The 16,316-nt window shown below is 71.5% G+C and carries 20 protein-coding genes; 10 read left to right on the forward strand and 10 right to left on the reverse strand.

Annotated elements, in window-relative coordinates:
* Positions 1 to 96 precede the first annotated feature (96 nt).
* On the reverse strand, positions 97 to 1,797 hold the full coding sequence (locus ABZ945_RS02090; protein ID WP_361262397.1) for a sigma-70 family RNA polymerase sigma factor: 1,701 nt from the start codon (positions 1,795 to 1,797) through the stop codon (positions 97 to 99).
* 180 nt (positions 1,798 to 1,977) lie between these two features.
* On the reverse strand, positions 1,978 to 2,346 hold the full coding sequence (locus ABZ945_RS02095; protein WP_361262399.1) for a low affinity iron permease family protein: 369 nt from the start codon (positions 2,344 to 2,346) through the stop codon (positions 1,978 to 1,980).
* Between the two features lie 247 nt (positions 2,347 to 2,593).
* Here ABZ945_RS02095 and ABZ945_RS02100 point away from each other — a divergent pair, with 247 nt between their 5' ends.
* On the forward strand, positions 2,594 to 4,042 hold the full coding sequence (locus tag ABZ945_RS02100) for an MFS transporter (protein WP_361262402.1): 1,449 nt from the start codon (positions 2,594 to 2,596) through the stop codon (positions 4,040 to 4,042).
* A gap of 26 nt (positions 4,043 to 4,068) precedes the next feature.
* On the opposite strand, the gene ABZ945_RS02105 is transcribed toward ABZ945_RS02100, so the two are convergent.
* A complete protein-coding gene (locus tag ABZ945_RS02105; protein WP_361262404.1) occupies positions 4,069 to 5,256 on the reverse strand; it encodes an alpha/beta hydrolase in 1,188 nt (395 codons plus the stop codon).
* A 276-nt stretch (positions 5,257 to 5,532) separates the two neighbouring features.
* Here ABZ945_RS02105 and ABZ945_RS02110 point away from each other — a divergent pair, with 276 nt between their 5' ends.
* Both ABZ945_RS02110 and ABZ945_RS02115 read left to right on the forward strand, forming a co-directional pair.
* A complete protein-coding gene (locus tag ABZ945_RS02110; RefSeq protein WP_361262918.1) occupies positions 5,533 to 6,252 on the forward strand; it encodes an HNH endonuclease family protein in 720 nt (239 codons plus the stop codon).
* 76 nt (positions 6,253 to 6,328) lie between these two features.
* Entirely contained in the window at positions 6,329 to 7,147 is an 819-nt protein-coding gene (locus tag ABZ945_RS02115) for a hypothetical protein (protein WP_361262407.1), read from the forward strand.
* 75 nt (positions 7,148 to 7,222) lie between these two features.
* Here ABZ945_RS02115 and ABZ945_RS02120 read toward each other — a convergent pair whose 3' ends face one another.
* From ABZ945_RS02120 to ABZ945_RS02135, 4 genes are all read right to left on the reverse strand, one after another.
* Positions 7,223 to 7,504 (reverse strand): hypothetical protein, encoded by a 282-nt coding sequence (locus ABZ945_RS02120; protein WP_361262410.1) that lies wholly within the window; start codon positions 7,502 to 7,504, stop codon positions 7,223 to 7,225.
* A gap of 86 nt (positions 7,505 to 7,590) precedes the next feature.
* Positions 7,591 to 8,526, reverse strand: a complete 936-nt coding sequence (locus ABZ945_RS02125; RefSeq protein ID WP_361262412.1) for a hypothetical protein — start codon at positions 8,524 to 8,526, stop codon at positions 7,591 to 7,593.
* Positions 8,507 to 9,355 carry a helix-turn-helix domain-containing protein gene (locus ABZ945_RS02130; protein WP_361262921.1) on the reverse strand — a complete coding sequence of 283 codons (849 nt, stop codon included), beginning with the start codon at positions 9,353 to 9,355 and terminating at the stop codon, positions 8,507 to 8,509. Before ABZ945_RS02130 ends, ABZ945_RS02125 begins: the two co-directional genes overlap by 20 nt.
* A gap of 231 nt (positions 9,356 to 9,586) precedes the next feature.
* Positions 9,587 to 10,078 carry an ATP-binding protein gene (locus ABZ945_RS02135; protein ID WP_361262415.1) on the reverse strand — a complete coding sequence of 164 codons (492 nt, stop codon included), beginning with the start codon at positions 10,076 to 10,078 and terminating at the stop codon, positions 9,587 to 9,589.
* A gap of 237 nt (positions 10,079 to 10,315) precedes the next feature.
* On the opposite strand from ABZ945_RS02135, the gene ABZ945_RS02140 reads away from it, so the two are divergent.
* The 4 genes from ABZ945_RS02140 (at position 10,316) to ABZ945_RS02155 (ending at position 12,097) form a co-directional block, all read left to right on the forward strand.
* A complete protein-coding gene (locus ABZ945_RS02140) occupies positions 10,316 to 11,164 on the forward strand; it encodes a helix-turn-helix transcriptional regulator (RefSeq protein ID WP_361262924.1) in 849 nt (282 codons plus the stop codon).
* Positions 11,161 to 11,370, forward strand: a complete 210-nt coding sequence (locus tag ABZ945_RS02145; protein WP_361262418.1) for a DUF397 domain-containing protein — start codon at positions 11,161 to 11,163, stop codon at positions 11,368 to 11,370. Before ABZ945_RS02140 ends, ABZ945_RS02145 begins: the two co-directional genes overlap by 4 nt.
* A 125-nt stretch (positions 11,371 to 11,495) precedes the next feature.
* A complete protein-coding gene (locus tag ABZ945_RS02150; RefSeq protein WP_361262421.1) occupies positions 11,496 to 11,858 on the forward strand; it encodes a hypothetical protein in 363 nt (120 codons plus the stop codon).
* On the forward strand, positions 11,855 to 12,097 hold the full coding sequence (locus ABZ945_RS02155) for a hypothetical protein (protein ID WP_361262423.1): 243 nt from the start codon (positions 11,855 to 11,857) through the stop codon (positions 12,095 to 12,097). The genes ABZ945_RS02150 and ABZ945_RS02155 overlap by 4 nt, the downstream gene beginning before the upstream one ends.
* A 33-nt stretch (positions 12,098 to 12,130) precedes the next feature.
* On the opposite strand, the gene ABZ945_RS02160 is transcribed toward ABZ945_RS02155, so the two are convergent.
* Both ABZ945_RS02160 and ABZ945_RS02165 read right to left on the reverse strand, forming a co-directional pair.
* Positions 12,131 to 12,436, reverse strand: a complete 306-nt coding sequence (locus tag ABZ945_RS02160; RefSeq protein WP_361262426.1) for a hypothetical protein — start codon at positions 12,434 to 12,436, stop codon at positions 12,131 to 12,133.
* 461 nt (positions 12,437 to 12,897) lie between these two features.
* A complete protein-coding gene (locus ABZ945_RS02165; RefSeq protein WP_361262429.1) occupies positions 12,898 to 13,368 on the reverse strand; it encodes a hypothetical protein in 471 nt (156 codons plus the stop codon).
* A gap of 256 nt (positions 13,369 to 13,624) precedes the next feature.
* Between ABZ945_RS02165 and ABZ945_RS02170 the strand changes: the two genes are divergently transcribed.
* Positions 13,625 to 14,404, forward strand: coding sequence for an ALF repeat-containing protein (locus ABZ945_RS02170; protein WP_361262432.1), 780 nt, complete (start codon positions 13,625 to 13,627; stop codon positions 14,402 to 14,404).
* Positions 14,405 to 14,528: 124 nt separating this feature from the next.
* On the opposite strand, the gene ABZ945_RS02175 is transcribed toward ABZ945_RS02170, so the two are convergent.
* The gene (locus tag ABZ945_RS02175) at positions 14,529 to 14,723 is read right to left on the reverse strand and encodes a CsbD family protein (protein ID WP_361262435.1); all 195 of its coding nucleotides are present in this window, start codon (positions 14,721 to 14,723) and stop codon (positions 14,529 to 14,531) included.
* Positions 14,724 to 15,347: 624 nt separating this feature from the next.
* Here ABZ945_RS02175 and rpsJ point away from each other — a divergent pair.
* Both rpsJ and rplC read left to right on the forward strand, forming a co-directional pair.
* A complete protein-coding gene (rpsJ, locus tag ABZ945_RS02180; protein ID WP_003948644.1) occupies positions 15,348 to 15,656 on the forward strand; it encodes a 30S ribosomal protein S10 in 309 nt (102 codons plus the stop codon).
* A gap of 13 nt (positions 15,657 to 15,669) precedes the next feature.
* The gene (gene rplC, locus ABZ945_RS02185; protein WP_248632511.1) at positions 15,670 to 16,314 is read left to right on the forward strand and encodes a 50S ribosomal protein L3; all 645 of its coding nucleotides are present in this window, start codon (positions 15,670 to 15,672) and stop codon (positions 16,312 to 16,314) included.
* Positions 16,315 to 16,316: the final 2 nt, after the last annotated feature.

Here is a 16,316-nt window from a genome sequence, read left to right on the forward strand (position 1 = left end):
GGGTGGGGAGTCCCCCCACCCGCCCCCGTCCCGCCCCTTTGCCAACCCTTTACCGAAGCCGCGGGAATCAGCCGAATCCGCCGGGCGCGACCGTCCTCAGCCGTCGAACAACGCCCCGTCATAACGGAATCCGAACGAAGAAGACCCGTAGTAGTGGCGATTCGTACCGATATCCGTAGTGTGCGCCTTCCCCTCGGCGGCGTTCCACCAGTCGTTCAACCCCAGATACATCCGGTCACCCTCCTGGATGAACCGCGCCTCGCCCGTACCCGCCGGCGCGTACATCGTCCACAACTGGCGGGAGTCGGACGGATCGCAGCCGCTCTGCACGACCGGGGCGTCATCCACCTCCGTCCCCTGGTTGGCCAGGCACCCGCCCGTTCCGCCGTTGCGGATCTGCACCCGCCCGTCATCCCCCGGCCGCAGCAACTCCCACACCTGCCGCCGACTCCCGTCGCAGGCCGCCTCCCGGACCTGGGCACCCTCGGCGGCGCTCCCGCCCGGGATCTCCATGCACCGGTCGGTGGCGGCGAGCCGCAACCGGGTGCGGTCCTCCGCCTTCGGCAGCCACTCGGACGGCGACGGCGACGAGGACGGCGCGGCGGACGGCGTCGCACTCACCCGAGGCGAGGGCTCGGCCTTCGTCGCCCGCGGGCTGGGCGTCCCGGACACCTCCGGCGTGGCGGCCTCCGACGACCGCGGCGCCGGTACGTCACTCCGCACCGGCCCCACCACCGAAGCCCCCTTCCCCTCCCCTTCCCTCTCCCCATCCGGCAGCAGCAGCCCCCCGACCACCAGCGCCGAAGTGGCGACCACCGCGGCCCCCACCACAACAAGCTTCCCGCCCGCCAGGGACGCACCCCCAGCCGCCCCACCACCCCCGGAACCGGCCCCAGCCGCCCCACCACCCATGGAGCCGGCCCCCGCGACCGCCCCCAACTGCCCACTCACATAAGCGTGCCCACCCCATACCAACAGCCCCACCGGCAACACCGCACCCAACCGCCGGTCCAGATCCGCCAGTTCCACCATCGCGTGCCGGCAGTCTCCACAACCGTCCAGATGCCGGCGCAGCCGCCGGTCCCACCGCCGTCCTCCGCGACGCACCGCGGCGGCCAGCAGCGGTCCATGGCGCCGGCACTCCTCGCTCCGGCTGCCGCTCTCGGCGTGCGCGCGCAAGTACGCCTCGCGCAGCCCCTCGCGGGCCCGGGCGGTGAGCGAGGTGACCCCGCTGGGGCTCACCCCCAGCAGCACCCCGATCCGCTCGGCCGACTCGCCCTCCACCACGCTGTGCCACAAGGCTGCCTGCCAGCGCTCGGGCAGCGCGCGGAAGCCGCGGACCACCATGCTGCGGTCCTCCAGCGCGACCATCCGCTCCTCGCCACCGGCGCACTCCACGCCCCCGGCGCCCGGATCGGCGGCGACCCGCTCGTCCAGCCACTGCTCGAAGTCCTCGCTCAGCTCGGTCCGCCGGGCGGTGGCGGCCCACTCCCCGGCGGTGTGCCGCACCACCGTCAGCAGATACGGCCGCCAGGCGGCCTCGGGCCCCACGCCGGACCGTACCGCCCGCAGCACCCGGGCGAACGCCTCCGAGGCCAGATCCTCCGCGGTGTGCGGGTCGCGGGCGAAGGTACGGGCGTAGGCGAGGGCGGCCGGATGGTGGCGGCGGTACAGCTCGGCGAGCGCCACCTCGTCCCCCGACCGCCGCACCTCGCCGCCGAGTTCGGCGTCGGATCGCCCGTCGGCGGGCACCGCCGGGTCGGTGCGGCCGGGGTGCCGCGCGTGTATGCCGGTCATCTGCGGACCTCGTCCAGGGCGCTCGTCCATCGGAAAGCCGCCGCCCGCGTCCGACCCCCGCCACCTCCCGACGGCACCCGGAGCCGGACGGCGGCCCCCGGGCGAGCGCTCACCGTACGCCCCTCCCCTCCCACCCCACCAGACCGGACCCGACCTCCCCGGCCGCTGAGGAGGTTCGTCCTACGTCTCCTCCTCGACCCCGATCGCCGTGCGCAGCTTGTCCCGGGCCGGGCCGGACTCGCCCTGCTGGGCCTCCAGGAGGGCGGCCGCGATGGCGTCCAGTTTCTGCTGGACGGCATGCTCGGCGCGGCGTTCGCTGTTCTTCAGCAGGGCCAGCAGCAGCAGGGTGACGGCCGTCATCGACTCACCGGCGAGCAGCATCCAGGTGAGCGGCGCCTTGGCGATATGCACCCCGATGACGATGCCCACCAGGAGCAGGCAGACTCCGAAGAACGCGGGGCTGCTGGTGAAGTTGGAGGCCTTCTCGGCCAGGTGCTCGAAGGGGCCGCGTCTGCTGCCGCCGCGCTCCGCCGGATGTTCCAAGGTCATGGTCCGCCTCCCGGGCCGAGGGTGCGGCCGGTCCCGCTCCGGCCGTGCGGTGCTCCTGCCCGGGGTGCGGGGGAGCGAAGCCCCCGGGGAGTCCTCGGGGAGTCCCCGGGATTGCCGCCTTGGCAAGCTCCCTTGCCGTAACGACATTCCACGCCGCACGCTGCTCCCGACGCCACCCCCGGCTTCGACCGTTCTGCGGCCTCTGGCCTGCGGGGACGGACGGACCGCCCCGCCCGCAGGGAGACCGATGTCCATCTCGTCGTCCACCGACACGACCGGGTCCGCAGCCGCCTCCGGGCCACCCGCCCCCTCGGGCTCGGTCCGCTGGGCGCTGGCGGGGCTGGCCGGAGCCATGCTGCTGTCCTCGCTCGGAACCAGCGTCGCCAACGTCGCCCTGCCCACCCTGGCGGAGGTCTTCGGCGCCACCTTCCCGGCGGTCCAGTGGGTGGTCCTCGGCTATCTGCTCGCCGTCACCTCGCTGCTGGTCGCCGCCGGGCGGCTCGGTGACCTGGTCGGGCGGCGCCGGCTGATGCTGGGCGGGCTCGCGGTGTTCACCGGCGCCTCGGTGCTGTGCGGGCTGGCGCCCGGGCTGTGGACGCTGGTCGCGGCCCGCGTGGCGCAGGGCGTGGGCGCCGCCGTGATGATGGCGCTGACCCTGGCCCTCGTCGGCGGGACCGTACCGAAGGAGCGCACCGGCAGCGCGATGGGCCTGCTCGGCACCGTCTCCGCCGTCGGCACCGCCCTCGGGCCGTCCCTCGGCGGCCTGCTCGTCACCGGCCTCGGCTGGCGGGCCGTGTTCCTGCTCAACGTGCCCCTGGCCGCCGCCACCTGGGCGATCATCCGCCGCCACCTCCCCGCCGACCGCTCCCGACTCACCAGCCCCACCGCCTCCGCCATCCGCTTCGACCACGCCGGCACCGCCGTGCTCGCCGCCACCCTCACCGCGTACGCCCTGGCCATGACACTCAGCAAAGGCCCCTACATCACCCTGCTCACCGCCGCCGCGCTCGGCGCGCTGCTCTTCGTACGGATCGAGGCCCGGGCGGCCGCGCCGCTGGTCCGGCCCGCGCTGCTGCGCCGCCCCGGGCTGGGCGCCGGGCTCACCACCAGCGCCCTGGTGTCCACGGTGATGATGACCACCCTGGTCGTCGGCCCCTTCCACCTCTCGGGCGCCCTCGGGCTGTCCGCCGCCCTGGCCGGGCTGGCCATGTCCACCGGACCGGCGGTCGCCGCCCTCACCGGCATACCCGCCGGCCGCCTGGTGGACCGCCTCGGCGCACCCGCCATGACCCTGCTGGGGCTGGCCGTCATGGTCACCGGCTGCGCGGCCCTCGCCGTACTGCCCGCCGCCCTCGGCGTCCCGGGCTACCTCGCCCCGCTGGCCGTCACCACCGCCGGGTACGCCCTCTTCCAGACCGCCAACAACGCGGCCGTGATGACCGACGTCCCCTCCGACCAGCGCGGCACGGTCTCCGGGGTGCTGGGCCTCTCCCGCAACCTCGGCCTGGTCACCGGTACGTCGGTGATGGGCGCAGTCTTCGCCTACGCGGTGGGCACCGGCGACCTCGCCACCGCGCCGCCCGCCGACGTGGCCGCCGGAACCCGTACCGTCTTCGCGGTCGCGGCCGCCCTGTCGGCCGCCGCCCTGCTGGTCGCCGCTCTCGCCACGCGCCGAGGGCGACCCATCAGGCCGTAGGCCGTAGGCCGCAGGCAGGGGCCCGGTCAGCCCTCGCGCTCGAAGACCACCTCCGGGTGCTGGGCGGACGGACCGTCCAGCAGCTTCCGGTCCAGCCCCTTCAGATGCCGGTCGAAGAAGGCCGTGACATACGCGCGGGTGATCTCCTGCGAGCGGGTGCCCGACAGCGGCTCGTCCGGCGGCAGCAGCCCCAACTGGTCCGCCAGCACCGGGACGTCGGTGAAGGTGAAGTGGCCCGAGCCGGTGACGCTGATCCAGCGCTTCCAGCCGTCGAGGACGGGCCAGTCGCGGGCCCAGGTGCTGTCGTCATCGCCGGTGCCGAGCAGCAGGAACGGACGGCCGCCCAGACCCTTCGCCGGTACGGGCTCCATGAACGAGCCGTCGAGGTTCGCCCCGGCCAGGACGCGCTGGTCACGGGCCATGGTGGACATGGCGGAGGCGCCGCCGATGGAGTGGCCGGCCATGCCGATCCGGTCCCGGTCGATCATGCGGGCGTGGCGCCAGGCCGGGTGCCGGTCGGCGAGCAGCCGGTCGAGCAGGAAGGACACGTCCCGCGCCCGGCCCGGTGGGACCACGCCGTACCCGCCGGGCTCGATCTGCTCGCAGGCCGCGCAGGTGAGCAGACGCCCGCCGGGGAAGGCCGTGCCGACGGACTCGTAGGCGTGGTCCACGGCGGCGACGACATACCCCTGACCGGCCAGTTCCTCGGCAAGCAGGGTCAGCGTGGAGCGGTTGACGCTGAACCCGGGCGACAGCACCACGAGCGGGTGCCTGCCGCGCACGGGTGAGGCGCCAGGGCGGGCGTGGGTGCGGGTGCCGCTGAGCGTGGCGGCCGACACCGCGTCGCTCAGCCCCCGGGCTTCGAGGAAGGCCCCGGCCTCGCCCCCGGTCATATAGGGGGCCGTCCGGCCGCCGCCGGGCCGGGCAGGGTAGTACATCGACACCATCAACTCCCGCGCCCCCGCCCGGGGAACCCATGGGTCGGGGCGACTACGGTCGACCAGGTGCAGCGTGTCCCGCCCGACCGCGTACCTCCCGGTGGGCGCCGGGAGTTGCAGCCGCACCCGAGCCGCATCGGCGGTGACCGGGGCGCCCGGACCGACCGGACTGACCGGGGCAGTGGCGGCCTGGGCGGCACCCGAGCCGACCAGGACGAGGGACAGACCGAGCAGCGCGGCCGTGGCCCCACGAGGCAGTAAACGCAGTCGATTCATAGCGGCGAGGCTAGGCAACAGGATGGTCCCCGGTCGTCATCCCACGGCCCGAGCGCCATGCGACTCCGGTGCTACGCACTTCTCCCCCCTCTCCTCCCACCGGAGGCCGACCGATCCCCTCCGAGTCGGACATGAAGCCCCGGCATCGCGGGCATGCCCATGCTCATGACGACGGTTCACAGCGGCCCGGAGCGGCCGGCCCTGCCCGCCGCGGTTCGACGTGGCCCGAGGCGCGGGGCCCTGCCCGCCGCGGCCCTGCTCGCCGCCACCACCGCCATGGCCCTGCTCTCCGGGTGCGAGACGCTGCCCGAGATCGACGCCCCGGGCGACCCCTCCGCCGCCCCGGGCGTCCCCGGCGACGGCCGGGCGGTGAGCCCGCTGGACAACCCGGACGGCACCCGCCCCGGCCTTGCCGCCCTCACCTCGGCGGCCGAGAAGGCGAAGGCCCGGGCGGTCATCGAGAAGGTCGCCGTCAAGGGCCGGGGCCCCAAGACCGGCTACGACCGCGACAAGTTCGGCCACGCCTGGCTGGACACCGCCGACGGCGTGCCACTGGCCCGCAACGGCTGCGACACCCGTAACGACCTGCTCAAGCGCGACGGCCAGAAGGTCACATTCCGGTCCGGGTCCGACTGCGTGGTCATGTCCCTGACCCTGGCCGACCCCTACACCGGTAAGGACATCGCCTGGAAGAAGGCCGACGCCGCCGAGGTCCAGATAGACCATGTCGTCCCGCTCTCCTACGGCTGGCAGCTCGGCGCCGCCCGCTGGCCCGAGGCCAAACGGCGGCAACTCGCCAACGACACCCTCAATCTGCTCCCGGTCGACGGCTCCACCAACTCCGCCAAGCGCGACTCCGGCCCCGCCTCCTGGCTCCCGCCCAGCAAGCCGATCCGCTGCGCCTACGCGGTCCGCTTCGCCCAGGTGGCCGTGAAGTACGAGCTGCCGGTCACCTCGGCCGACAAGAAGGCCATGCTGGCGCAGTGCGGGGGATGAGCGGGCCCACGCCGCCCCCTCCCCCCTCCCGCAAATCCGTTGGCACCGAGAGCCTTCGGACGACAAGATCGCGCTGGTGAACGCCCTGCCGCCGCCGTCGCCCGGCCCGCTCGCCGCGCCAGTACCGGATCCGCGTGTCCGCGACGTCGTTCTCGACTACGCGGGCATGGACGCCTTGGTGGCCGACCTGGTTCTGCCCGGCGAGGCGTCGATGTACGTCATGAGCGCGATGGAAACGTCCCGCGAGCTCATCCGGCACTCCTACTACCGGTACGAGTTCGCCACCGTGGCCGTCACACATTCCCTGTTCGCCCTGGAGCACGTCCTTGCCGAGCGCCTGGCCATCGGCGGCCCCCTCCAGGACCTCATCGAGCGGGCCGCCGAGGCGGGGCTCATTCCGGTCGAACTCGCCGCCGAGCTCGACCGCGGCCGACGCCTCCGCGACAAGCTCACGCAGGGCACGGTGACGAGTGCCGCCCTGGGCCCGGTCAGGGCCATCACCATGGTGCGTGCCGTCTTCGACGCCGTTTCCCTGCTCCTGCGCCCTGCATCTCCGGCAGACGTGGCCGCTGCCGACATGAGCGGGGCGCAGCCCGAGGACCGACTCGCCCGGCTGTGGAAGGACCACCAGCGCGCCCCGTACCCGGACAGCTACCGCGGCATTGACGTCGAGGGCGTGGAGCTGATCCTCCTGGACGCCGACGTCGCCGGCCTCGTCCAGAGAGAGCTGAACGGCGGTCTGGACGACCGTGGCACAGCCCTCCTCTGGGCTCGCATCGCCGACCTCGACAAGGTTGTGACCTTGATCAAGTCGGAGTACTGCGTCTCCTACTTCGCGAGACTCCAGAGGATGGCCAAGCTCACCGCAGCCCGCCACCTCCCCGCCGCGACCTGACACGCGGAGCCCACCGTCACTTTCCCCGGGCCCCGGGAGGGGGAGGGGGAGGGGGAGGGGGATGGCGAGCGCCGGTCAGTGCTGGTCCTCCCGGGCGGAGGGCTCTCCGTCGGTTGCTTCCTCGGTGAAGATGTCGTCGGCGGAGTCTGCCGTGATGGCTCGCTGGATCCATGTCTTGAGGAGGCCGAGGTCGCGGCAGGTGGTGATTCGCTCACGAGCCTCTTCCGGGACGTCGATGCCGCGCCCTTCGAGGACGAGGAGGAGCAGGGCCTCCTGGAACCCTTCTCGGAGGCCCTGCTGGCGGCCCTCTTCGCGGATTTCCTCCACGATCCATGACGTGTAGAAGGACTTGTCCATAGCCATCAGGCTCCTCCCGTGTTCGGAGACCGGGCGCACGCCCGGGCCCTGGCGTGCGACGACGCCAGGGCCCGGGCGGGATGCGGTCAGTGCCGGTCTTCCTCGGAGGAGGGCTCTTCGTCGGGTGCGTCCTGGCCAAGGACTTCGGCGGTGGACTCGGCGGTGATGGCCCGCCGCGTCCACTGGTTGAGCTGCTCGCTGTCCTCGCAGGCCGTGATGCGCTCCCGCTGCTGCTCCGAGACAGCGATGCCGCGTCCTTCGAGGACGAGGAGCAGTGCCTGTGCCAGGCCCCGGTGGTGGCCTTCTTCGCGGCCCTGTTCGCGCCCTTCCTCGCGGATCTCTTCCGAGATCCATGACGTGTAGAAGGAGGTGTCGACGGCCATCAGGTTCCTCCACTGTTCGGAGACGGGGCGCTTGCCCAGGCCTTGGGAGACGAGTTCGGCCAGAGGGATGGAGAGCTTTTCCGGGAGTGTCCCCAGGGCGCTGGAGACGGCTTTCAGTATGGCACCGACGTCCGGATTGTCGGCGTGGGTGATCGCGGCGAGGGTGGCCAGCAACGGGTCCTTGCGGGCCTCGGTCTCCTGGGTGATGACCGGCATGTTGTGCGGCCCGGCGACCAGGGGGCGCAGGATGAGTGAGGCCCATTGGGGTGGTCCGAAGTGGACCGGTTGTGAGGCCCACTCGGCGGTTGCCCGGTCCTGGCAGACGACGAGCAGGACGGGGTGCTGGCCGTACTTGTTGTACAGGTAGCTGAGGTAGTAGGCCCAGCTGGCGGGCTTGGCGGGGTCGCGTTTGCTTTGGGCTTCGACCGCGAGGAGGAATTCGCCTTCTTCCTCGGTTTCGAAGCGCAGGAGGGTGTCGAGTCGCCGTTCCAGGGGGCGGGTCTCGGTGAGGTCGGTCGGTAAGGGTGTCACCGCGACGAGGGTGCCGAAGGGCACGCCCAGTGCCTCCGCCACGCTGGTGAAGAGTGCCGGATACTCCTGGAAGATCCGGTGCATCGCCTCATGGGGCGAGCTGACCATCGGACTCCTTCTGATCGTTGGATGGGTGAGGGACGGCCTTCGCGCAGTGCGGGCAATCGCTCGGCAGTGGGGCGCGGAAGGCCACGTCGCAGGGTTCGCAGAAGTGGAGAGGGTCGGGTTTCGGTTTGGGTACGGGGCGTGGTGGCTCCGGTGGCAGCAGGGCCGTCAGCCGGTGGGCCAGAAGCGCGGCCGGCCGCCGTACGCCCTCGGGTGGCAGGTTGGCGGTGAGGGCATGGCGTACGGCCTCGGGGGCGACCTCCCGCTCCAGCCAGGCCGCCACCCCCGGGGCCAGCCGCTGTACGTCCCGCGCCGGGAGCAGCAACCGCACGTCCGCCCGGTACAGCCCGGCCAGCAGTTCGGTGGCGGCGGCGAGCAGCGCCCCGGCGGGGAACGCGGGATGCGGTACGCGCAGGGGCGCGGGCGGGCGTCGGCGCGGCGGCGATGGGGGCGGCGGCCGGTCGGGCTCGGCAGAGGTAGGTGCGGGGGTACGGACGGCGCGCGGCTGGTTGCAGGAGATCGTGCGGGTCACCACCCGGCCGGCCGGGGTGCGTAGGCGCTCCCGGCGCAGATAGCCGTGCGCCTCCAGCTCGCGCAACGCCCCGGCGACCCGGTGCGCCCCCTCGGGGAACCGCGCGGTCAGCGACTTGATGTCCACGCGGGCGCCGGCCTGGAGCGACTGGATGTGCACGGCCAGTCCGATCGCGGTCAGCGACAACTCGCCGTGCTGGGCGAGGTGGTTGCCGACCACCGTGAACCGGGTGGTGTGCCGGGAGTTCTCGTGCACCACTCCGCGCGGGGAGTTGGTGCCAGTTACTGACCGGGAGGGCAGGGGCGCGCTAGGGTGTGGAGTATCCACAGGGAAGGTCTCTGCTTCCTTTAGTGGTCAGGCCCTCGCCTACGGGATGCCAGTCCCGGCGGGGGCCGACGTATGTGTCGACCCGGCCTGCTGCCGTGAGCCTAGGACACGCAACCTGCCGCTTGGCCAGCCCAGTTGCCCTTTTTCACCCGAGAGGGTGAGAGCTCGTTCCGGGCGGGAGGGGTGGGGCTTGGTGGGGTTCTTTCACCTCTCGTGGTCCTTGGAAAGACCGCCCGATCCACCGGAACCCGAATTCCCACGCTCCGGTACGGAAAGCCACAGCTCAGCCCAGACCGACTTTCGGGGAGCCGGTCCGTCCGCGACACCCCAGCGATCCGCCAGCGCCTCCACGATCACCAGCCCGCGCCCCGACTCGCTCAACGGCGGCCCGGATTGCGGTCGAACGGGCGGGCGGCTCTCCGCTCGCGCGTCCGACACCTCGACGCGCAGCACCTCGTCCCGTACGGCCAACTCCAGCCGGAAGTCCCGCCCTGGCACCCGCCCGTGGGTCACCGCGTTCGCCGCCAGCTCGGCGACGATCTGGCCGGCGGCCTCGGCGACCCCGTACGGCAGGTCCCAGGCCTCCAGCCGCTCCCCGGCCAGCAGCCGTGCCAGCCGCGCTCCACGCGGTGTGCTGGAGAGCTGCAAGCAGAAGTAAGGCTCTGACATGGGCTGTTGTGCGGTGATGTGGTTCATGTCACAGATCCTGGCGGGGGTTCACATCCGGACGCCAGTGACTCAGGGCGTGCGTACGGTGACTGTCCGGAGCTTGTCCAGTGATGTCTTGTCTGTCGTCGCGCCGACCCGGGAAGGGCGTTTCGCAGACAGATGGCGTGACGACAGGAGGCGGAGCGCATGAGCGAGGAAGCGGACCAGGGCAACGAGTCGGAGCAGCCCGAGCAGCCCGAGCAGCAGCCGGAGCAGGCGGACTCCATGGGCGAGGAGGTGGACGAGCCAGGGTGGGAGGTCGATCCGGAGGACGAGGCGGGCGCGGCCGTGGTGGCCACCGTCGGCAAGATGATGCGGTGGCACCGCAAGCGGGCCGGATTGAGCGCGCTGGAGTTCGGCCGGGCGATGCGGTACAGCGAGGACTACGTCTACAAGCTGGAGGCGGGAACCCGGATCCCGCGCGCGGAGCACTTGGACAGGGCGGACAAGGCCCTCCGTGCCAACGGTGCGATCGCGGCGCTGAAGCCGGATGTGGCGGAGGTGCGGTACCCGAAGAAGGTGCGGCAACTGGCCAAGTTGGAGGCCAGGGCGGTGGAGCTGCTGTCGTACGGGAGCCACAACCTGCACGGGTTGTTGCAAACGGAGCAGTACGCCCGGGCGGTACTCAGGACGCGACGGCCGACCCTGTCTCCTGACCAGTTGGAGCGTGCGGTGTCAGGACGCATCGGGCGGCAGGTCATCTTCGAACGCACCCCTGCGCCGGAGCTGAGCTTCGTGCTGGAGGAGATGACACTGCGTCGCCCGGTGGGGGGACGGGAGATCTGGCATCGGCAGCTGGAACGGCTGCTTGAGATCGGAAAGTTGCCCAACGTCGACATCCAGGTGATGCCTGTGGACCGGTGGGACCATCCCGGTACGGACGGCCGGATCCAGGTCCTGAAGTTCGGGGACGGCTCGTCAGTGGGCCGCGCGGACGACGAGAACGGAGGACGCCCGGTATCGCATCCTCGGCAGCTCCGGATCCTGGAACTGCGCTATGGCATCATCCGAGCACAGGCTCTCACCCCACGGGAGTCGCTGGCCTTCATCGAGCAAATGCTGGGAGAGACATGATCCGCAAGGCGTCCGTCGAGTCGGCCGACGAACTGGTCTGGTTCAAGAGCAGCTTCAGTGACAACAGCAACCCCAACGACTGTGTCGAGGTTGCCGTAGCTCCCGCCGCCGTGCACGTCCGTGACTCCAAGAACGTTCCTGGCCCCCAGCTCGGGGTCGCGCCCACCGCGTGGGCGGCGTTCGTCGCGTACGCCGTCGAGCGCTGACCGACGACGTACGCGTTCCGCGCCCCGCGTCCGGCCTCACCAGGTCGGACGCGGGGCGTCGGTATGCCGGTGACGGTGACGGCCCGCGCTCGTTGGCATATGCGGCAGACGAACGAGGAGGGGCAGTGACCGACCTTTCCCATGACCCGGACGAGGAAGCACTCGTCGAGAGGATCAACGCGCAGAAGGCCGCGTTCGCCGAGTTGGACGGCGAAGCGCGCGTGTACGAGGTCAGCGGGCCCGTCCGGGTCACTTACGGCGGGGAGGAGTTCGATGTCCCGCTGACGGTGCGGGATGTGCGGGCCGCGTTGGACGCCGAGCGCAGGGCCGCCTTCGAGGCGGAGGTCTCCGGGGCTGGGCCGGGCACGGTGGGGGCGGTCGTCCGCAAGTGGGCGCTGGAGGTGATTCCGGGCGACGAGCTGGACCGGGTGGACGTCCTGCTCCAAGCGGAGCGATCGGCGACCCGGACCTCGGAGGCCGGCGCATGAAGTACCGCGTCGCCTATGCCCCCGCGGCCGAGGAGGCCCTGAACAAGCTGTCCGATCCGACGCTGTTCAGGACGCGGGTCGCGCGGTCCATCGGGGCGGATCCCTACGGGCACGCATCGTGCCGGGTGGGGAGCGACAAGGACCGGCGGGAGGCCACGGTGTCCGGCGTCATCCTCCGCTACGTCGTCTCATCGGGCGTTCTCACCGTGACGGTCGTCCGACTGGTCGGGCCGCCATGAGCGGTCGGCTCCGACCGCAAGGGCGGTGTGCGCCTATCCGAGCGGCTCGCGCAGCTCGGGAGCGAGTAGCGCTCGTGCCGCGCGGATGATGACGTCCTGGTTCGGCTCGGGCGGGGGGTGGTCGTCGTCCGGTCGGTCTGCGGCCTCCACCAGGGCGACGAGGGACCTCAGCTCGGCCGGGTAGCCGAGCTCGGCGGCGGCCTCCCAACAGATCAGCCGGGCTCCTTCGAGCGGGTCGAGTTCGTGGGCGACGATTCGGCGGGCCCACCAGCGGGCCGCCATCCAGCGGGCCTCGGCCAGCTCCTCGGGGGTCTGGGGCAGCAGGTCCAGTTCCGCCACCACCCGGTCGAACAGCTCTCGGGCCTCGCCGTACTCGCCGCGTGCCAGCCCCCCCTGCCAGCAGGGGCAGGGAGGACGTGTCGATGCCTGCCAGCAGGGTGTCCAGGCCGAGCTGGACCAGTTCGGCGTCCGAGAGCTGGCCCCAGAACGGCAGGGTCCGGTCCGCCGCGGCCATGCGGATCAGGGCGAGCGCCACGGTCGGGTCCATCTGATCCCTCGCTTTCGTGGAAGCTCTGGACTTGTTCCGTGCGAAGGCGCTCCCTCCGCCGGAGCGCGCTGCCGCGCTGCCGGTGGAGCCGTGGCGCGGAAGGCGTCCGGCCTGCTGATGTCGGGGGACGGGACCGAGCGGGGCGGCACCGTGGGCGTCCGGGCGCCCAGCGGGTTCCGCTGGTCCGTGGCCGTGGGTCGGCGCACGGTGGGGCCCTGACCTGGGCTCCGGCGCGCCGACCGGGTGGCATCGGCTACTTGATCTTGTACGTGCAGGGCTTCGGCGTCTTGCCGTCGTCGTTGTCCGCGACCTGCTTGCCGTCCACCGTGATGGTGCAGCCGCCCGCCGTCAGCATGCCGTTCTCACCCTCGACGGTGCCGGGGGTGACCATGACCTGAAGTCCGACCTGCTTCTCCGCGCCCTGGGGCGTGAGCGTGGCCGTGCGCTTCCAGGGGAGAGTGACCGTCTCGGTCTTCAGGTCCTGGGCCATGCTCCACATGATCATGCTCTTGCCCTTGCCCTTGCCGGTAACTTCCAGGGTCACCTCGTGCGAGGCGTCCTCGGTCTTCGTTCCCTCGTTGGTGGAGGGGCTGTCGGCGGCCGAGGGCTTCGAGGCACCGCCCTTGTCCTTGGCACCGGTGTCACCGCCGTCGCCGCCGCTGCCGCAGCCGGTGAGCAGGGCCGCCGCCAGCAGGATCGCGGTCGCGGTCACTTTCTTGCGCATGTTCTCGTCCCCCAGGGTCCGTCTGGATTCGTGGCCGCCTTCAGGCCACCTTCGTGCACCTTCCCGGCCATCTTCGTGCACGGGGGAGGGGAGATTGGACCGGGGAGGGCTGCTCCGGGCCGTGCGGGCCGCGTTCGGGCTCCTCAATCCAGTTGACCTGCCGCCAGGCTTCGCACAAGATCAAAGCCGTTTATCGGATTTTCGTGGATTTCGCGGACGGTGTGCAGAGACGCCTCCGCGGTTTGGAGAGATGCGTATGAAGCCGGCCCGATTCACGGCCATCGCCGCTGCGGTGGCGATCACCCCCGCCCTGCTGTTCGCTGTCCCGGCGCTCGCCACGGATGGTGGGGCGCCGAAGGCCTCGGCGCCGGCCGCCTCGGCGACGGGCAGCCCGCAGGCCGATGATGACCGGGTCGCGATCCTCCGGATCCTGGCCAACCCGTACATCGGCCCTGGACTACGCAAGGCGGCGCAGAAGGCGGTGGACGGTACGCCCGAGGAGATGCGCGACTTCCTGGAGGTGGGCCAGTACAAGGAGCGGCTCCACGACGACCGGGTGCGGGTGATAAAAATCATGAGCCTCGGGGGCCCCGGGGTGAAGGAAGCCGCCGCGAAGGCGATGGACGGCAAACCGGAGGACATCGTCGCCTTCCTGGAGACCGAGCAGCACCGGGCGCGCTTCGCGGACGACTCGGTGCGGACCTCCCGAATCTTCTCCACGGGCGGTCCCGCGGTGAAGGAGGCGGCGAAGACGGCCCTGAAGGCCGGCACGCCGCAGGCCGTCCAGGCCTTCCTGGAGAGCGGTCAGTACGCGGCGCGCCTCACCGACGACCGGGACCGCGTCACCCGGATCGCCGCGGCGGGCGGTCCCGCGGTCAAGGCCGCCGCGGCCAAGGCGCTGAAGGGCACGCCGGAGGAGCTGCGCCACTTCCTGGACATCGGCCAGGACCAGGCGCGCGCCAAGGACGAGGCCGCGAAGAAGAAGCCGGTGGCGGTGAAGAAGCCCGCGGCGGTGAAGCCCGCCGCCAAGCGCTGAGCGGAAGGCGGCCGGAGCCGGTCCGGGAGACGTGTGCGCAAACGGGAGGGCGGCCCCTGGTCATCAGGGGCCGCCCTCCCGTCGTACGCGCGGACCGGCGTACCTACTCGCCGAGGCGCGAGCCTTACGGGCGCTCGTCCTTGCCCTTGCCCTTGAGCTCGTCCTTGATGTCTTCCTTGGCCTCGCGGGCGTGGCCCTTGGCCTCGTCGGCGTGGCCCTTGGCCTCAAGGCGCTCGTTGCCCAGGGCGCTGCCGGCGGCCTGCTTCACCTTGCCGGTGGCCTGCTCGGTCTTCGCCTTAGCCTTCTCGTCGGCGGCCATTTTGTCGCCCTCCTCCTCGTTGGCAGTGCTTCGTCTGCTCTTCGGATGACCTGGCCCGGCTGACGTAAACCCGGTGATCCGAAAATGGGGGAGAGCGGAGGTGAGGGGGGCCGGAGGCGGCATCCCCGTGCGCCGCGAGGGCGCGCGCCCCGGGGGCCACCGCACCGCGGACGCCGCGTGCCGTGGTTTGACAGCCAAAGGCCCCGGGGTAATCTTCTGGGCTCGATTGGCATCGGCGGCGCCCGGTGTGGCAGACTGTCCGGGTTGCTCGGTTGAGTGCCGATGCTGCGCGCCTCCCGCCGGGAGGACCGGAAGCGAGTCCCACAGTACTCGTCGTCCCATATACGGCTTCGCAAGACGCCAGGGGCGGACGTACGGGAATCTTCCGGGAAGTGTCAGCGGGGCGCCTACCAGGCACCCGGTGGGTGTTCCACCCCCGACAGCTCTTGATTGAGCACCGCGGTCCGTGCAGGCCGTACCCCCTTGGTTGGGAAATCCTTCGGGAGATCTTCGTAGAGGGAGTGCGACACGCCCGACCGCGTGGGTCGGAGGGGGGCGAGTGGCCGCAAGGCCGCGGCCCACCAGGTTCCAGAGCGTTACGAGAGACAGGACTACTGAGTAGCCATGGCGGGACAGAAGATCCGCATCCGGCTCAAGGCCTACGACCACGAGGTCATCGACTCCTCGGCGAAGAAGATCGTCGAGACGGTGACCCGTACCGGTGCGTCGGTCGCGGGCCCGGTGCCGCTGCCCACTGAGAAGAACGTGTACTGCGTCATCAAGTCGCCGCACAAGTACAAGGACTCGCGCGAGCACTTCGAGATGCGCACGCACAAGCGCCTCATCGACATCCTCGACCCCACGCCGAAGACGGTCGACTCGCTCATGCGTCTCGACCTGCCGGCCGGCGTCGACATCGAGATCAAGCTCTGAGGTGACGCGCGAGATGACCAAGAACATTAAGGGCGTCCTGGGCGAGAAGCTCGGCATGACCCAGGTCTGGGACGAGAACAACCGGGTCGTCCCGGTGACCGTCGTCAAGGCCGGGCCCTGCGTCGTCACCCAGGTCCGCAGCAACGACTCCGACGGCTACGAGTCGGTCCAGATCGCCTTCGGCGAGATCGACCCGCGCAAGGTGAACAAGCCCCTCAAGGGCCACTTCGCCAAGGCCGACGTCACCCCGCGCCGCCACCTGGTGGAGATCCGCACCGCCGACGCCTCCGAGTACACCCTCGGCCAGGAAGTCACCGCCGAGGTCTTCGAGGCGGGCGTGAAGGTCGACGTCACCGGCAAGAGCAAGGGCAAGGGCTTCGCCGGTGTCATGAAGCGCCACAACTTCCGTGGCCTGGGCGCCGGACACGGCACCCAGCGCAAGCACCGCTCGCCCGGTTCCATCGGTGGCTGCGCCACCCCGGGCCGCGTGTTCAAGGGCCTCCGCATGGCGGGCCGCATGGGCAACGAGCGGGTCACCACCCAGAACCTGACCGTCCACGCCGTTGACGCGGAGAAGGGTCTGCTGCTCATCAAGGGCGCGGTTCCCGGTCCGAACGGCGGCCTCGTCCTGGTCCGTACCGCGGCCAAGGGGGCCTGAGG

Origin of the sequence: Streptomyces sp. NPDC046887, from assembly GCF_040644755.1 — a bacterium.
Lineage (GTDB): Bacteria > Actinomycetota > Actinomycetes > Streptomycetales > Streptomycetaceae > Streptomyces > Streptomyces lichenis.

Coding starts and splice junctions, on each gene's coding strand:
- ABZ945_RS02090 (WP_361262397.1), bottom strand. CDS start 1,797: ATGACCGGCATACACGCGCGGCACCCCGGCCGCACCGACCCGGCGGTG.
- ABZ945_RS02095 (WP_361262399.1), bottom strand. CDS start 2,346: ATGACCTTGGAACATCCGGCGGAGCGCGGCGGCAGCAGACGCGGCCCC.
- ABZ945_RS02100 (WP_361262402.1), top strand. CDS start 2,594: ATGTCCATCTCGTCGTCCACCGACACGACCGGGTCCGCAGCCGCCTCC.
- ABZ945_RS02105 (WP_361262404.1), bottom strand. CDS start 5,256: ATGAATCGACTGCGTTTACTGCCTCGTGGGGCCACGGCCGCGCTGCTC.
- ABZ945_RS02110 (WP_361262918.1), top strand. CDS start 5,533: ATGGCCCTGCTCTCCGGGTGCGAGACGCTGCCCGAGATCGACGCCCCG.
- ABZ945_RS02120 (WP_361262410.1), bottom strand. CDS start 7,504: ATGGACAAGTCCTTCTACACGTCATGGATCGTGGAGGAAATCCGCGAA.
- ABZ945_RS02125 (WP_361262412.1), bottom strand. CDS start 8,526: ATGGTCAGCTCGCCCCATGAGGCGATGCACCGGATCTTCCAGGAGTAT.
- ABZ945_RS02135 (WP_361262415.1), bottom strand. CDS start 10,078: ATGAACCACATCACCGCACAACAGCCCATGTCAGAGCCTTACTTCTGC.
- ABZ945_RS02140 (WP_361262924.1), top strand. CDS start 10,316: ATGGGCGAGGAGGTGGACGAGCCAGGGTGGGAGGTCGATCCGGAGGAC.
- ABZ945_RS02145 (WP_361262418.1), top strand. CDS start 11,161: ATGATCCGCAAGGCGTCCGTCGAGTCGGCCGACGAACTGGTCTGGTTC.
- ABZ945_RS02155 (WP_361262423.1), top strand. CDS start 11,855: ATGAAGTACCGCGTCGCCTATGCCCCCGCGGCCGAGGAGGCCCTGAAC.
- ABZ945_RS02165 (WP_361262429.1), bottom strand. CDS start 13,368: ATGCGCAAGAAAGTGACCGCGACCGCGATCCTGCTGGCGGCGGCCCTG.
- ABZ945_RS02170 (WP_361262432.1), top strand. CDS start 13,625: ATGAAGCCGGCCCGATTCACGGCCATCGCCGCTGCGGTGGCGATCACC.
- ABZ945_RS02175 (WP_361262435.1), bottom strand. CDS start 14,723: ATGGCCGCCGACGAGAAGGCTAAGGCGAAGACCGAGCAGGCCACCGGC.
- rpsJ (WP_003948644.1), top strand. CDS start 15,348: ATGGCGGGACAGAAGATCCGCATCCGGCTCAAGGCCTACGACCACGAG.
- rplC (WP_248632511.1), top strand. CDS start 15,670: ATGACCAAGAACATTAAGGGCGTCCTGGGCGAGAAGCTCGGCATGACC.